This window comes from Mesorhizobium sp. M0522, from assembly GCF_040321085.1.
Taxonomy (GTDB): Bacteria; Pseudomonadota; Alphaproteobacteria; order Rhizobiales; family Rhizobiaceae; genus Mesorhizobium.
Genome location: NZ_JAMYQW010000002.1, coordinates 181,795 through 196,782 on the forward strand (window position 1 = coordinate 181,795; position 14,988 = coordinate 196,782).

Consider the following 14,988-nt stretch of genomic DNA (forward strand, 5'->3'; position numbering starts at 1 on the left):
ATGAAGTTGCATTGGTGCGCATTGACGCACCAATACGCCTGCTGCATCGCAAACAAGATCACTGAGGATCGCCCGGAACGGAAAGTCTTTTAAGGCATTGTAGTTGATCACAATCGCCGCAGGAGGCATCCATGGGACGTGGCATTTTGCTCTGGCTTCTCGGAGTCCCGATTCCGATTATTATTCTGATCATGCTGTTTGCACGGTAGGAGGCTTCCATGCCGTCCACCCTAACGACTGTCGACGTTTCCGCACCGACGGAATCCGCTTCCCCCGCTGTCAGCTGGGGGCCAATCGTCGCCGGCGCCTTTGCTGCGTCGACGCTTACCTTCATCTTGATGCTGCTCGGCTCCGGGCTTGGGCTGAGCATGGTGTCGCCATGGTCCGGCTCGGGTGCGTCAGTCACCACTTTCGCCGTTTCCACCGCCGTCTGGCTGATCGTCGTGCAGTGGCTGTCGTCGGCCCTGGGCGGCTACCTCGCCGGACGCCTGCGCACCAAATGGGTCGGCATCCACACCGATGAAGTCTTCTTCCGCGATACCGCTCACGGCTTCCTGGCCTGGGCGCTGGCGACGCTGCTCGTCGCCGGCGTGCTCGGCACGGCGCTTTCGGCCGCGATAGGTACCGGTGTCCAGGCTGCTTCGACTGTGGCATCGGGCGTGGCAATGGGCGCTTCGGCGGGTGCTGCTGCGAACGCGAGTGGCGCCTCGCCTGACAACGCCACGTCTTATTTCGTCGATACGCTGTTCCGCCCGGCCGATCCGGCAAGGCTCGCTGCCGCCAATCCGGAGAGCGACGCTGCGGCAACCGCGCAGGCATCGCGCATTCTGATCGCGAGTGCCGCAGCAGGCGAAATATCGGCCGACGACAAGACCTATCTGTCGCGGCTGGTGGCCGCCCGCACAGGCCTGTCCGAAGCGGATGCCACCGCTCGCGTCGATGCGGTAATCGCCAGAGCGCAGGACGCCAAGGTCAAGGCCCAGCAGGCGGCCGACACCGCCAGAAAGGCAGGCGCCACCTTCTCGCTGATTGGCGCGCTGTCGCTGGTCGTCGGGGCCTTCATTGCCAGCGCGGCTGCAGCACTTGGCGGCAGGCAGCGCGACGACGAGGAAGCGATTTTCCTGACCAATCGTTGATCGGTGACTAAGCGAACTCGGTCCGCTTCGGGAAGATTACGCCCGAAGGGGACCTTGCTTTGAACTGCCGCCGCGGCATGTCGTGCGCTGCTCGCCGCCTACAGCTCAGCTTCCAGTTTGCGGCCGAGATCGACCGCATCGCGCAGCACGGCAAGGTGCGAGCGCGGCTGTACGCCGGCCGGCGCGTTGACCTCGACGCCGCTCGCCGTCAGCGACCAGTAGAGGCTGTGCGTGAAGACGCGGCCGCCCGAGCCGCGCAGCTCGACCTGGATGTTTTCCACGCCGGGACCAAAATTTTCCGTCATCCGCCCTGAAATCGGGTCGCCGGTCAGCCAGCCATTGCCCCTGTCGAAAATATTGGTCCAGCGCGTCGCGGCAAACACCGCGCCATGATGCACCGCCCGCTGCGGCTTGCCGGAATGGCTGCGCCCTTCCTGGTAGAGCATGGTCCCGCCCGCCGCCCTGTCGGCGATCGGCGGGCATGCCGAAAACAGGCGCTCGGCGATGCCGCGCCTGAATTCGGCGAGGTTGTAGGTCACCAGAAACTCGCTGTGGGTCAGCGGACTGCCGAGCGTGACGAAATCGCTGATCTTCCACGGCAGCGGATGATCGGCGTCGCCGACGCGAAGCTGCCGGTAGAGCTCCCATTGGCTGCGCCGGAATGCGGGGAGGTCATCGAGGCTGTCGGGCCAAGCGGAAGCATCGGCGTCCAGCGTCGCCTTGTCGACGGCGTGGATCGCCTTCAGCCTCGCTTTGTCGCGAATGGCTTCCAACTTTCTAGGCCTGAAATCGGCCCACAATATCTGCAACAGATCATAGGCGATGATCGACCCGAGGCTGTGCGAGACCAGCACGATGCGGTCATAGGCATCGTCCATCATGAGACGCTTCAGCAGCTTGAGGCCACGCTCGCGGACCAGCGCCCGCTTCTCGACCGTTGCCGCTTCGGCCCGCACATAGGCGGCGACGTCGCCGAAATAAGGCAAGCCAAACTGGTCCACCGACCAGATGACGAACGACGCCAGAACCGTGACAAGCACACCGGTCGTCCAGGAGATGTAGCCTTGCCAGGTCGACGTTGCGAGCGCCAGCGCCGCGCCGAGGACGACGATGGTGGCCAAAAGCGTGACGACATAGAGTTTGAGCACATCGCGCGGAATATCGGCCGGCTTGCGCCAGAGCAGGGTCGTCACCCAGGCAGCAAGGCGGCTTCGGGTCGTGCCCTGGGTGATGTCGGCCCAGTAAAGCTCGTAGAAATCGGTGCGGCGGCCATCGACATCATAGGGCGTGGTGATCCGGCGGAGTTCGTGCGAATTGGTCCGGCTGTCGGGCGTGATCCAGCTCTGGTTGATCTTCGTACCCATCGGGTCGGCCGGATCGGGGACATGGGCATAGAACGGTGCACGGGCCGGATCGTGGCTCCATACGGCCTGGACAAACTCCCTCAACGTGTCCATGGGCCGCTGCTCGCCCATGCCGTGCACGACCACTACCGCCTGGCTGCGCTTGCGTGGCGCCTTCTCTGCTGCGGTCAGATCGGCGGCCGGCGATGCAGCAGAACCAGGGTCGGGCACCAGCACCTCCACGATGACGCCGTTAGCAAGACGACGGGTCGGCATCGTAGCTTCAGAACCGGTAACAGCCAAGAAAAAGCCCGGCGCGGAGCCGGGCTGTATTCGACGATCGGCAGTGAGTTGGCAGCGACGCCGTTTCAGTGATCCATCGCTTTGACGATCTCCTCGGTCATCTTCTTGGCGTCGCCGAGCAGCATCATGGTGCCGTCCTTGTAGAACAGCGTGTTGTCGATGCCGGCATAGCCGGAGCCGAGCGAGCGCTTGACGAACAAGCAAGTGCGCGCCTTGTCGACGTCGAGGATTGGCATGCCGTAGATAGGTGAGGACTTGTCGTCACGAGCCGAGGGATTGGTGACGTCGTTGGCCCCGATGACATAGGCGACGTCGGCCTGCGCGAACTCAGAGTTGATGTCCTCCAGCTCGAACACTTCGTCATAAGGCACGTTGGCTTCGGCCAAGAGCACGTTCATGTGGCCGGGCATGCGGCCGGCAACCGGGTGGATGGCGTATTTGACGTCGACGCCGTTGGCCTTGAGCTTGTCGGCCATCTCGCGCAGCGCGTGCTGCGCCTGGGCGACGGCCATGCCGTAGCCCGGCACGATGATGACCTTTTGCGCATTCATCATCAGATAGGCGGCATCCTCGGCCGAGCCCTGCTTGACCGTGCGCTCGATGCCGTCGTTGGCAATGGCTGATGTCTCGCCGCCGAAGCCGCCGAGGATGACCGAGATGAAGCTCCGGTTCATGCCTTTGCACATGATGTAAGACAGGATGGCGCCCGACGAGCCGACCAGCGCGCCGGTGATGATCAGCGCCAGATTGCCGAGCGTGAAGCCCAGGGCGGCCGCGGCCCAGCCCGAATAGGAATTCAGCATCGACACGACCACCGGCATATCGGCGCCACCGATCGGGATGATGAGAAGCACACCCAGCACCAGCGAGGCGGCAACGATCAGCCAGAACACCACCTTGGACTCGGCGGTGACGAGCAGCACGATCAGCACGATCAGCGCAATGCCCAGGGCCGCGTTGATGAAGTGGCGGCCACCGATCATGATCGGCTTGCCCGACATGCGGCCGTCGAGCTTCAAGAAGGCGATGACCGAGCCGGTGAAGGTGATGGCACCTATGGCAACGCCGAGGCTCATCTCGATCAGTGCCTGGGCATGAATGTCGGCGACGGTGCCGATGCCGAAGCTTTCCGGTGCATAGATGGCGGCGGCCGCCACCATGACCGCGGCAAGACCGACCAGCGAGTGGAAGGCGGCGACCAGCTGCGGCATCGAGGTCATGGCAATACGCCGTGCCGTGACCGCACCGGCCGAGCCGCCTATCAGCAGCCCGAGCACTATGAGGCCGAAGCGCCCGGCCGAAGGGGTCGCCAGCGCCAGCGTCGTGGCGATGGCGATGCCCATGCCGATCATGCCGTACATGTTGCCCTGGCGGCTGGTGGTCGGATGCGACAGGCCGCGCAATGCCAGGATGAACAGGATGCCGGAGACCAGATAGAGAAAGGAGGCGAAGTTGGCGTTCATAGCAGCCTACTTTTCCTTCTTCTTGTACATGGCCAGCATGCGCTGGGTGACGAGAAAGCCGCCGAAGATGTTGACCGATACCAGCATCAGCGCAACGAAGCCGAAGCCGGTGGCAAGCCCTGAGGCCGAGATGCCGACGGCCAGCAGCGCGCCGACGACGATGACGGAGGAAATGGCGTTGGTGACCGCCATCAGCGGCGTGTGCAGTGCCGGCGTGACGGACCACACGACGTAGTAGCCGACGAAGATCGCCAGGACAAAGATGGCGAAGCGAAAGACGAAGGGATCGATGGCACCGCCGGACAGCGCGTGAGCGGCGTCACCCGCCGCCTCGGTGCCGGGCGCGGCCGCCAGGTTCTGCACCGCGAGCCGCACGGCAGCTGTCGCCTGGTCGAGCTGGTCGAGGGCTTTCTGCAGCGTCTGATCTATCACGCGATCCCTCCGGTGGTCTTGGGCTTCCTCGAAGCGGCCGTTTTCTTCGCAGCCGGCTTGGCCGAAGCCTCGGCAACCATCGTCCTGGCCGGAATGGCCGGTGGCTCGACATATTGGCCCTTTGGCGGCTCCTGCTCAGCCTTTGCGAAAGCCGGATGCACGATCTTGCCAGCATCGGTCAGCATCGTCGCCTTGACCAGTTCGTCGTCGTGGTTGATGGCAAGCGTCTTCGCCGCCTTGTCGACCAGCGTCTCGAGGAAGGCATAGAGGTTCCTGGCATAGAGAAGCGAAGCGGAGGCGGCGACGCGACCGGGAACGTTGAGATGGCCGACGATCTTTACCCCGTTGGCCGTGGTCACCACCTTGCCGGCTTCGGCGCCCTCGACATTGCCGCCGCGCTCGACCGCGAGGTCGACGATCACAGAGCCGGGTTTCATCGAGGCGACCATTGCTGCCGAGACCAGCTTCGGCGCCGGACGGCCGGGGATCAGCGCGGTGGTGATGACGATGTCCTGCTTGGCGATGTGCTCGGCGGTCAGCGCCGCCTGCTTGGCCTGGTATTCCTTCGACATTTCCTTGGCGTAGCCGCCGGCCGTCTCGGCCGCCTTGAACTCCTCGTCCTCGACGGCCAGGAATTTTGCGCCGAGCGAGGCGACCTGCTCCTTGGCGGCCGGGCGCACGTCGGTGGCGGTGACCACGGCGCCGAGGCGGCGCGCGGTGGCGATGGCCTGCAGACCGGCGACGCCGACGCCCATGACGAACGCCTTCGCTGCCGGTACGGTGCCGGCCGCCGTCATCATCATCGGTAACGCCCGGTCATATTCGGCAGCCGCGTCGATCACCGCCTGATAGCCGGCGAGGTTGGCCTGGCTGGATAGAACGTCCATCGACTGGGCGCGGGTGATGCGCGGCATGAACTCCATGGAGAAGGCAGTAACACCGGCCCTGGCAAGGGCTGCGACGGCAGCGTCGTTGCCGTAGGGATCCATGATCGCGATGACAGCGGCGCCGGACTTGTAGCCCTTCAGCTCGGCGTCCGTGGGGCGGCGCACCTTCAGCACCACATCGGCCCTGGCTGCATCGCCGGCCTTGCCGATCGCGGCGCCCACCCGGGCGAACTCCTCGTCGGGAATGCGCGACGCTGTGCCGGCGCCGGTTTCGACAATCACGTCGAAACCCAGTGCCGCCAGCCGCTTCACCGTGTCGGGGGAGGCCCCGACGCGCGGCTCGTTTGCGTCGAGCTCACGAGGGATGAAAACCGTCTGTCCCACCGCATGATCCTTTCGGCCGGAACCCTGTTACCGCAAGACATCGACCGACCCCGGCGGCGCCCTCGACAAAGGTTGGAGGAGTTATCGGAGAATAAAGGCGCCGATGGCCAGGATCAGCACGAACAGGATAGTCCCCGAGAAGAAGCCGCCCACAAAGAAGCCGAACGCCATGGCAAGAAGCACGGCGGCGCAAAATAGCGACCCATATTTGGCCAGCATCACAAAGCCGGCATAGGTGCGGTCGTGCTCGGCATAGTCCATCTTCGCGCCCAGTTCGACAGGACCGGTCGGCGTGTGTTCAGCCATTGGAATACCCCTTCGAAGACATCTTTCAGGCACATAGCGAAAAGCCGCGTTAAGGGCAATGGCGCTATTGCCGCATCGCCGCAGCCAACAATCTCAAGCAAAACTTGAAATCGCTGCGCGAAGCGCGGCGATACCAATCACAATGGATGGCAGGTCCGCTATTGCCGATGTCGTTAGCCGGCGAGATGCGGGAACAGACCGAGCAGGCCGACAACGATCAGATAAAGGGCGACGATATAATTGAGCAGCCGCGGCATCACCAGGATCAGCACGCCCGCAATCAGCGAGATAAGCGGGGTAAGGGCGAGCGTGGAAATGGTCATATCGGTTCCTTTGATCGGATCGCTATCGAAGCGATGCTTGGCGGATGCCGGCCATGCCGACCTACCACCAGCACCCTTGCCCAGGACGCCGAAGCGACCGGAAGGCTCCATGGGCTCGTTCAGGCGGCTTCGCGAAAATACTTGGCGGTGGGCAGGATGGTCAGCGGGGCGAGTTCGCCGGCACCGGGCGTATCGAACAACATGCGCTGCTCCATTGGCGTCGAACGGAAGAACGGAAAGCGAGCGTAGGTTTCATTCTTGATCGCCAGGACATCGGCTTGATAAAGCAGCGCGAAACAGTTGATCACGCCGGCATAGGGCCGCGCATCGCCAATCGGTCGCGCCCGATAGATGCGCTTGTAGAAAGCCGCATGGTCCTCGCGGATCATGGATATGCAATAAGGCGCGCCGAAATGGAAGCAAGCCATGCCCGCAAGGCGCAGCGTCACATACGGGATCTGCGGGTAAAGCCGTGACCATTCGGCGTCCACGGCAAAACGGCTCGGGTCGATAAAGACTTCGCCTGCCGCCAGACGCGGCATCAACAAGTCCTTGTAGACGCTGAGCGCTGGTGATGTGGCGTTATCAGCAGACACGTTATGCAGGCGCATTGTGCTGACCAGCCGCCCCTCGATGTAGATTCCGAACGTATGGCAATTGGGCAGTTCGTCAAACTCGTCATGGACCTGACGGGACGCATTCTCGGGCACCAGATCGTTCATCCGATAGGAATTGTAGCGCAGCCTGTAAATGCTTTCGAAGTCCTCGCCGCTTTCACAGCGTCGGTACTCGGTCCGGTCAAGCAGCGCATAAACATGTTGCGCGAAGCTGGACATGGTCTCGGACGCATCTTTCCCACCAGCGCCCGCCGCATGGCCGAGCGAACTCAACTGGGCACACATGAACTCTATTCCCCGCGATTACCGCCACCAGCCGACACTACGGACGGGTCATGAGATGTAAAGATGAAAATAAGTAGGAGCTCGTTTACCGCTCGTTAAGGTTAATAATTAATAAAATTATACTAAAATACGCGGTTTTTCAGCGCGAAGTCAGCGCCGCGGCGCCTTCCTTGCCGTCTGGATGTCCTTGGCGAAGGGCCAGACGGTGCTCGACATCGTCTCGATGCCGGACGCGCTGAGTGCCGACCCGAACAGAAAGCCCTGGACCAGGTCCGGCTTGACCTGCAATGCCAGGATCTTGAGCTGTTCGAAGGTCTCGACACCTTCGACGGTAACCGAAAGTCCCAGCGGCCGTGACAGGTTGACGATGCCCTTGAGCAATTCGAGCGACCGGCTGTTCTGAGTGACATCCATCAGGAACGAGCGGTCGATCTTGATTTTGTCGAGCGGCAGTTTGTGGAGATAGCTGAGGCTCGAATACCCGGTACCGAAATCGTCGAGCGCAATGCGCACGCCGAGCCGCTTCAACTCCTCGATATATTGGCGTGTCAGCGACTTGTCGTCGAGCAGCGCCGTCTCGGTGACCTCGATCTCCAGACGTCCGGCGGAGAGACCGGATTCAGCCAGTGCGTCGCGAACCTTCTGGATGACATCACGGTTGCGGAAATCCTTGGCCGAGAGATTGACCGACACGCTGGTCTGGGCCGGCCATTTGGCGCATTGCGTGCAGGCCGCATGCAGGACGAAGGTGCTGATGTCGGAAATAATCCCCATTTCCTCCGCCAGCGGAATAAAGATACCGGGGGAAATCGGCCCGAGATCGGGATGATCCCAGCGGCACAGCGCTTCGCAACTGGCGATACGCATCGTGCTCATCGCCACGATCGGCTGATAGACCACCCGCAATTCGTTGTTTTCCACGGCGCTGCGCAGGTCCGCCTTCATCAGCTGACGGCTGCGGAAGGCAGCATCCATGGAGGCCTCGAACAGCCGCCAACCGTTCTTGCCAAGCTCCTTGGCCTTGTAGAGTGCAAGGTCGGCTTTGACGATCATGGCGTCAACGTCGGTATCCTTGACCCGCGACAGCACCGCGCCGCCGCTGGCCTGGATGCGTAATCCGTGGCCGGCGACATCGACCTCGCCCTGTAGATTGACAAAGATCTCATCAACCTGGCCGGTCAGGTGGCTTTCATCCTCGACGCGCTCGAAGAAGATCATGAACTCGTCGCCGCCGAAGCGGCTGACGGTGATGCCTGGCCCAGCGACTGCCGCCAGCCGCTCGGCAACGGCGTAGATCAATCCGTCGCCGACCGGATGGCCGAGCGTGTCGTTGACGCTCTTGAAATCATCGAGATCGAGCACCACCAGCCCGCAGAGACGCTCGGGATCCCCTGAGGCCATGGCTTCCACCACCAACTCGTGGAAGTAGGCGCGGTTGGGCAGGCCGGTGAGACTGTCGTAGCGCGCCATGAAGCGGATCTTGTCTTCCGCCTCGACCCGGGCGGTCACATCCTCGAAAGTGACGACGCCCAGTTCCTGGCTGCCTTCGCGCGCCGAAAATTCATAGTGCTGGCCGTTGGTGAGCGAGACCAGGACCTTGCGGTCGCGGCCCTCGCGCAACGCACGCGTCAGCTGGGCTTCGATGTAACGGCAATCTTTCGGCGCCAGCATGCCGCCTGCAGCGCCGCGCATCAGCAGACCGTGGATCGAGCGGCCTAGCAGCGCATCGGCCGATTTGAGCGACATCAGGTGCGCGGCTTCGGCATTGGCCACCGCCACCCGGCCGTCGGGACCAAGCATGACAAGGCCATGCGACATGGTGTTGAGCGCGCGGTTGAAACGCTGCGCGATGCGGTTCGCCTTCTTTTCCTCCGACAGGGCGGTAAACAGGACTTCGCGGACGATGTCGGCGAACCGCTTGATCGCAAACAGAAAAGGGGCCGACATCAGACCGAGGATGATGTGGTAGATATCGCCGCGCAGGATAAAGCCAAGCGATATGGGCCATGTGGTGGTTATGATAAAAATCATGACCATGCGCGGCGACCCATAATTGCGGCCGGCAATCGACGTGACCGATGCCAGAGTGACGCAGACAGAGGCTATTTCGGCATAGTTGTCGTGGCTGTCATTTGCCAGATAGATACTGACGAAACAGAACGCGCCAAGCATGAAACCATGCATCGAACCGAAAATTATGTAATCGTTTTCGCGATCATGGGCTTCTTCCCACGTCGTCGGGGAAGGAAGTCGCCCGTATTTTCGGATGTTGCGAAGGCGCAGAGTACCGACAATGATGAGCCCAGCGGCAACTAGAAGATACGCCAAGTCCATGGTCTTCCAATAGACCAGAATGACGAGGAGTGTCTGCGCAACAAGGCCGATCGACAGCGTGAACCCGTCGCGAAACAGCGTTTCCACGAACGGAATGTAAACGTCGACCGGAATCTCGTTTTTTCGTCTCAGATTCACGCCTGGATCCCAACCCTGGGGAACCCAGCAGTGTCACATTGGCCTTAAGAAAGGTTTAGAGCAGCGGTTCGGGCTCTATTGGCATTCATTGGTGACGCAGCGGAAGCAGGGAAACTACAGTTCAGGTAAACAAGGCGTATCACAGCGCTGAATTATTCGGCGGCTTGAAGTTGCGGCCGCAGCGGCGCCGTCGAGAGGCGGTCGAGCAGACGCTGGCGTTCGCCGGCGGCTTTTTCGGCACTGGCCTGCTTGACGTGGCCAAAGCCGCGGATGAGCGCCGGCACCGAGACAAGCGCGGCGGCGGCCTCGATCTTGCCCGGCGCCAGCGCGCCGGCGACAAGCGCCAGGTCGGCTTCATAGAGGGCAAGAAGCTGCCGCTCCATACGCCTCTCGGCGCTGTAGCCGAACAGGTCGAAAGCGGTACCGCGCAGCCCCTTCATCGCCGCCAGCAGGCGGAACCCGTTCATCATCCACGGACCAAAGCTCGACTTCTTCGGCTTGCCGTCACTGCCGCGCCTGCCCATGATCGGCGGTGCGAGATGGAATTCAAGCTTGCCGTGGCTCTGGAACTGCTTTGCGAGCTCTGCAGCAAAGGAGCCGTCCGTATAAAGCCGCGCCACCTCGTATTCGTCCTTGATCGCCATCAGCTTGAACAGGTTCTTTGCGGCAGCCTCGGTCACCACGGTCGAACCGGGCACAGCATTGGTTTCGGCCTTGCGCAGCGCCGCCAGTCTGTCGGCATAGCGCTTGCCATAGGCGGCGTTCTGATAGGCGGTCAGGAAGGCGACGCGGCGAGTAATTATATCGTCCAGCGTCTCGGCAATGGCGGCATGCTGCGTGGCCTTGCCCGGCTGGGCAAGAAGGCTGCGGACGAAATCCGGCTGGTGGGCGGCGCGGCGGCCCCAGCGAAATGCCGCGATATTCATCGCTATCGCCTCGCCGTTGAGCTCGATCGCCTTCTCGACCGCCTCCGCCGACAGCGGCAAGCCGCCGTGCTGGAAGGCGAAGCCGAGCATGAACATGTTGGCGCCAAGCGAGCTGCCGAACAGCGCGGTGGCGGTGCGGGTAGCGTCGAAGAAATGCGTCCTGTCGTCGCCCGCGGCCGTTCTTATCGCTTTCTTCAGCCGCTCGACGGGCAGCGAGAAATCGGCCGAACGGGCGAACTCGCCCGGCATGATCTCGGCAGTGTTGGCGAGGAAGATGGTATGGCCTTCGCGCACCGCGGCCAACACCTTCTTGGCACCCGAAACGACGAGATCGCAGCCGAGCACGAGATCGGCCTTGCCGGCCGATACCCGAATGGCGTGGATGTCGTCCGGCGTGCGGGCGATGCGGACATGGGTGAACACCGAGCCGCCCTTCTGGGCGAGGCCGGCCATGTCGATCATGCCGCAGCCCTTGCCTTCCAGGTGCGCGGCCATGCCCAGCACCGCGCCTATTGTGACGACGCCGGTGCCGCCGACACCGTCGATGATCGCCGCCCAGCCTTGTTCACCGAGCGTAAATTGCGCCGGCGCCGGCACCCCCGCGAGCGGGTCGGCCGCGCCGGCTATGCCTTCGGCTTTCCTGATTTTGGCGCCGTGAACGGTGACGAAGGAGGGGCAGAAGCCGTTGACGCAAGAGAAGTCCTTGTTGCAACTCGACTGGTCGATCTTGCGCTTGCGGCCGAATTCGGTCTCGACCGGCTGGATCGAGACGCAATTCGACTGCACGCCGCAATCGCCGCAGCCTTCGCAGACCAGCTCGTTGATGAAGATACGCTTGTCGGGATCGGGGAAGGTGCCGCGCTTGCGGCGGCGACGCTTCTCGGCGGCGCAGGTCTGGTCGTAGAGCAGCACCGAGACGCCTTTGACCGAACGCAACTCGCGCTGGACGAGATCGAGATCGTCGCGGTGATGGATGGTGGCGCCGGCGGGGAATTCCACCTTGCCGGTATATTTGTCCGGCTCGTCGGTGACGATGGCGATGCGCTCCACGCCCTCGGCGCGCACCTGCCTTGCGATCATGTCCACCGTCAGGCCGCCCTCGTGCGGCTGCCCACCGGTCATCGCGACGGCGTCATTGTAGAGGATCTTGTAGGTGATATTGGCGTCGGTCGACAGCGCGAAGCGGATCGCCAGCACACCCGAGTGGTTGTAAGTGCCATCGCCCAGATTCTGGAAGATGTGCTCGCGCTTCGAGAACGGCGCCTGGCCGACCCACTGCGCGCCCTCGCCGCCCATGGCGGTGAAGCCGACGGTGTTGCGGTCCATCCACAGCGCCATGAAATGACAGCCGATTCCGGCGGCGGCGAGCGAGCCGTCCGGCACCTTGGTCGAGGAATTGTGTGGGCAGCCGGAGCAGAAGAAGGGCGTGCGCGAGGCGATGTCTGACGTGTCGGCCAGCATCGCCTGGAACTGGCGCAACTTCGCCACCCGCGCGGCGATTTCTTCCGACGGGCCGATCGTTCGCAAAATCCTCTCGCCGAGCGCGATGGCAATATCGTTGGGGTCGAGAGCGCCCTTGGCCGGGAACAGCCAGTCGCCGGTCTCGTCCTTCTTGCCGACGATGACCGGCTGCGTCGCGGTGCCGTAAAGGTTCTCGCGCAGTTGCACCTCGATCAGCGAGCGTTTCTCCTCGACGACGACGATAGTATCGAGGCCGCGAGCAAAGTCGGCGATGTGTTGCAGGTCGAGCGGCCACGGGCAGCCGACCTTGAACAGCCTGATACCGATACGACTGGCGGCCGCTTCGTCGACGCCGATATCCTCCAGCGCCTGGCGAACATCGAGATAACTCTTGCCGATGGTGACGATGCCAAGCTTGGCGCTGGTGCCGCCCGAATAGACGATCCGATTCAGCCCATTGGCGTGGATGAACGCTGAAGCGGCGGCGCGCTTGTATTCATGCAACCGCTCCTCCTGGCCGAGCATGTCGATCTCGTTACGGATGTTGAGGCCGCCGGGTGGCATGTCGAAGTCCGGGATGACGATATCTAGCCGGTCGAGCGCGGCATCGACCGAGGCTGTCGATTCGATGTTGTCCTTGACGCATTTGATCGCCGCCCAGGTGCCGGCAAAACGCGACATGGCAAAGCCGTAAAGGCCGTAGTCGATGATCTCCTGGACGCCGGCCGGATTAAGGATCGGCACCATGGTGTCGACGAACAGGAACTCGGTGGCATGCGCGTTGGTCGAGGATTCGGCCATGTGGTCGTCACCCATCAGAGCCAGCACGCCGCCATGTTTCGACGACCCGGCGAGATTGGCGTGGCGGAACACGTCACCGGAGCGGTCGACGCCCGGACCCTTGCCGTACCAGACCGAAAAAACGCCGTCATGGGTACCCTCGCCCAGCAATTCGGCCTGCTGCGAGCCCCAGCAGGCGGTGGCGGCGAGCTCCTCGTTGAGACCGGGCTGGAAGACGATGTCCGACTGCGCGAGCTGGTTCCTGGCCTTCCACAGCTGCATGTCGAGGCCGCCGAGCGGCGAGCCGCGATAGCCGGAGACGAAACCGGCGGTGTTCAGGCTAGCCCGGCGGTCGCGCTCGCGCTGCATCAGAAGCATGCGGATGACTGCCTGGGCACCCGACAGGAAGATGCGCTCCTTTGCCAGGTCGAACTTGTCGTCGAGCGCGACATTGTGCAGCGTCATCAGGCATTTCCTGTGCGGAGGCCGCGCCTGGAGGTGCGCGGCCAACGTCGGAGTCGAGTGCCCACAGTCTTTCTTCCCTTGCCGGGGAGGTCAAACAAAATCGAAGGTGCCAGGCGGTCCGCAACAAACGATCCGTGCGCGGCCGTGTGGCGCCACGAAACGCCTGTCGGGGAGGATGGCCGAGCATGAAAAATTCCGGCGGCGGTCAGCGCCGCTGGTGATGCATCATGCAGCCTTTGGGCAACTGGGCTTCGGTTCACCGGGCAGCTTGCCGTCGACATGGCCGGCCAAGTCCTTGTTGAGCTCGTAGACTGGCCCGACCACCAGAGGCCGGTCGGGCAGGACCGACTGGTCGAGCGAGGACGTGAGAGTGGTCGCGAAACTCTGCAGCAACTTGCCGCTGGAATCCTCGATGCGGATCGACACCGCATAGGGCTTGTCCTTGACAACGCAGGTAAGCGGCGGGCTGGTGAGCGTCACATGCGGCAGCTTCGGCCATATTTTCTGGGTGACGATGATCGGATCACCACCGGCCGGGTTCTGGAAGGAGACCACAGCGACCTGCCCCTCACCCACCGGCCGCAGCGGATTGAGGGTGATGACATAGGTGGCGATACCCAGCCGGTAGTTGAACTCGAACAGCTTCCCGGAAATGGCGAACAGCTGGTCCTTGCCGGAGTCACGGCAGGCGCCGAGCGCGGCCGCCGCGAACAACGCCGCGACGACAATCATCGCGCGTGAGAATCTTCTAGACATTGGTGACCTCCCTGGCCGCGGTCCGGCGGCGATAGTGTCGGTTTGCCTTCTGGCGGTTGCCGCACACCGCCATGTCGCACCAGAGGCGGCTGGAATTGCGGCTTTTGTCGACAAACAGCCAGCTGCAGTTCGGACATATCCGCAGCCTGGCGATGGTGTCGCTACGCAGCAGCGACAGCGCCGAGACCGCAAGCGCGGCCTCGAAGGCAATCGGCGTCGCCGGATCACCGAACGGTTTTCCAGGCATGCCGATTTCGGTGCGGCTATGAGCGAGGCCATCGGCGCAGGCTTCCAAGAATTTCGGCATATCGCCGGTCGCGATCGCACCTTTCGATACCGCGCCGCGAAACAGCCGATCGGTCGTCTCCCGGATCGACAGCACCACCGGTGCGATCTTTTCAGGCGCCGGCGCTACGAGCCGCCTGCCGCCGAGCTCGGCGGCGCGAAAGGCACTCGCGGCTTCGGCAAAGCGGGCGATCTCGGCCGGATCGTCGAAACGGTCGAAAGTTTTCTCCGGATCGTTCCGCAAAACGACGGTGTTCGCCGTATCGAGCGCCAGCATGCCACCGGTAAAGCGGTGCGGAGTCCAGGATACCGTCATATGGTAGAATCTAACTGATAACTCGCGTTTGACAAGTTAGATTCCGGG

The 14,988-nt window shown here is 62.8% G+C and carries 12 protein-coding genes; 1 reads left to right on the top strand and 11 read right to left on the bottom strand.

Annotated features, from left to right (window positions below; genetic code table 11):
* Nucleotides 1-218 precede the first annotated feature (218 nt).
* Entirely contained in the window at nucleotides 219-1,136 is a 918-nt protein-coding gene (locus NKI58_RS03575; protein WP_352701644.1) for a hypothetical protein, read from the top strand.
* A 98-nt stretch (nucleotides 1,137-1,234) separates the two neighbouring features.
* On the opposite strand, the gene NKI58_RS03580 is transcribed toward NKI58_RS03575, so the two are convergent.
* The 11 genes from NKI58_RS03580 to NKI58_RS03630 form a co-directional block, all read right to left on the bottom strand.
* A complete protein-coding gene (locus tag NKI58_RS03580) occupies nucleotides 1,235-2,755 on the bottom strand; it encodes a hypothetical protein (RefSeq protein ID WP_352782185.1) in 1,521 nt (506 codons plus the stop codon).
* A gap of 92 nt (nucleotides 2,756-2,847) precedes the next feature.
* Nucleotides 2,848-4,245: an NAD(P)(+) transhydrogenase (Re/Si-specific) subunit beta gene (locus NKI58_RS03585; protein ID WP_352454727.1), complete on the bottom strand. Its 1,398-nt coding sequence runs from the start codon at nucleotides 4,243-4,245 to the stop codon at nucleotides 2,848-2,850.
* 6 nt (nucleotides 4,246-4,251) lie between these two features.
* Nucleotides 4,252-4,674, bottom strand: a complete 423-nt coding sequence (locus tag NKI58_RS03590; protein ID WP_036238371.1) for an NAD(P) transhydrogenase subunit alpha part 2 — start codon at nucleotides 4,672-4,674, stop codon at nucleotides 4,252-4,254.
* Nucleotides 4,674-5,948 carry a Re/Si-specific NAD(P)(+) transhydrogenase subunit alpha gene (locus NKI58_RS03595; protein WP_352767303.1) on the bottom strand — a complete coding sequence of 425 codons (1,275 nt, stop codon included), beginning with the start codon at nucleotides 5,946-5,948 and terminating at the stop codon, nucleotides 4,674-4,676. The genes NKI58_RS03590 and NKI58_RS03595 overlap by 1 nt, the downstream gene beginning before the upstream one ends.
* 81 nt (nucleotides 5,949-6,029) lie before the next feature.
* The gene (locus tag NKI58_RS03600; RefSeq protein ID WP_023676259.1) at nucleotides 6,030-6,254 is read right to left on the bottom strand and encodes an aa3-type cytochrome c oxidase subunit IV; all 225 of its coding nucleotides are present in this window, start codon (nucleotides 6,252-6,254) and stop codon (nucleotides 6,030-6,032) included.
* Between the two features lie 173 nt (nucleotides 6,255-6,427).
* A complete protein-coding gene (locus tag NKI58_RS03605) occupies nucleotides 6,428-6,577 on the bottom strand; it encodes a DUF3096 domain-containing protein (RefSeq protein ID WP_013528205.1) in 150 nt (49 codons plus the stop codon).
* 119 nt (nucleotides 6,578-6,696) lie between these two features.
* Nucleotides 6,697-7,479 carry an N-acyl amino acid synthase FeeM domain-containing protein gene (locus NKI58_RS03610; RefSeq protein WP_023676258.1) on the bottom strand — a complete coding sequence of 261 codons (783 nt, stop codon included), beginning with the start codon at nucleotides 7,477-7,479 and terminating at the stop codon, nucleotides 6,697-6,699.
* A gap of 150 nt (nucleotides 7,480-7,629) precedes the next feature.
* Nucleotides 7,630-9,951 (bottom strand): putative bifunctional diguanylate cyclase/phosphodiesterase, encoded by a 2,322-nt coding sequence (locus tag NKI58_RS03615; RefSeq protein WP_352782188.1) that lies wholly within the window; start codon nucleotides 9,949-9,951, stop codon nucleotides 7,630-7,632.
* A gap of 152 nt (nucleotides 9,952-10,103) precedes the next feature.
* Nucleotides 10,104-13,583, bottom strand: a complete 3,480-nt coding sequence (locus tag NKI58_RS03620) for an indolepyruvate ferredoxin oxidoreductase family protein (RefSeq protein ID WP_352783880.1) — start codon at nucleotides 13,581-13,583, stop codon at nucleotides 10,104-10,106.
* A gap of 225 nt (nucleotides 13,584-13,808) precedes the next feature.
* Nucleotides 13,809-14,339, bottom strand: a complete 531-nt coding sequence (locus NKI58_RS03625; RefSeq protein WP_352452209.1) for a hypothetical protein — start codon at nucleotides 14,337-14,339, stop codon at nucleotides 13,809-13,811.
* Nucleotides 14,332-14,940: a CGNR zinc finger domain-containing protein gene (locus NKI58_RS03630; RefSeq protein ID WP_352783877.1), complete on the bottom strand. Its 609-nt coding sequence runs from the start codon at nucleotides 14,938-14,940 to the stop codon at nucleotides 14,332-14,334. The genes NKI58_RS03625 and NKI58_RS03630 overlap by 8 nt, the downstream gene beginning before the upstream one ends.
* Nucleotides 14,941-14,988 lie beyond the last annotated feature (48 nt).

What these genes read in the sequence shown, in the direction of transcription:
- NKI58_RS03620 (WP_352783880.1), bottom strand. Translation starts at nt 13,583, where the DNA reads ATGACGCTGCACAATGTCGCGCTCGACGACAAGTTCGACCTGGCAAAG.
- NKI58_RS03605 (WP_013528205.1), bottom strand. Translation starts at nt 6,577, where the DNA reads ATGACCATTTCCACGCTCGCCCTTACCCCGCTTATCTCGCTGATTGCG.
- NKI58_RS03625 (WP_352452209.1), bottom strand. Translation starts at nt 14,339, where the DNA reads ATGTCTAGAAGATTCTCACGCGCGATGATTGTCGTCGCGGCGTTGTTC.
- NKI58_RS03580 (WP_352782185.1), bottom strand. Translation starts at nt 2,755, where the DNA reads ATGCCGACCCGTCGTCTTGCTAACGGCGTCATCGTGGAGGTGCTGGTG.
- NKI58_RS03610 (WP_023676258.1), bottom strand. Translation starts at nt 7,479, where the DNA reads ATGTGTGCCCAGTTGAGTTCGCTCGGCCATGCGGCGGGCGCTGGTGGG.
- NKI58_RS03585 (WP_352454727.1), bottom strand. Translation starts at nt 4,245, where the DNA reads ATGAACGCCAACTTCGCCTCCTTTCTCTATCTGGTCTCCGGCATCCTG.
- NKI58_RS03600 (WP_023676259.1), bottom strand. Translation starts at nt 6,254, where the DNA reads ATGGCTGAACACACGCCGACCGGTCCTGTCGAACTGGGCGCGAAGATG.
- NKI58_RS03630 (WP_352783877.1), bottom strand. Translation starts at nt 14,940, where the DNA reads ATGACGGTATCCTGGACTCCGCACCGCTTTACCGGTGGCATGCTGGCG.
- NKI58_RS03575 (WP_352701644.1), top strand. Translation starts at nt 219, where the DNA reads ATGCCGTCCACCCTAACGACTGTCGACGTTTCCGCACCGACGGAATCC.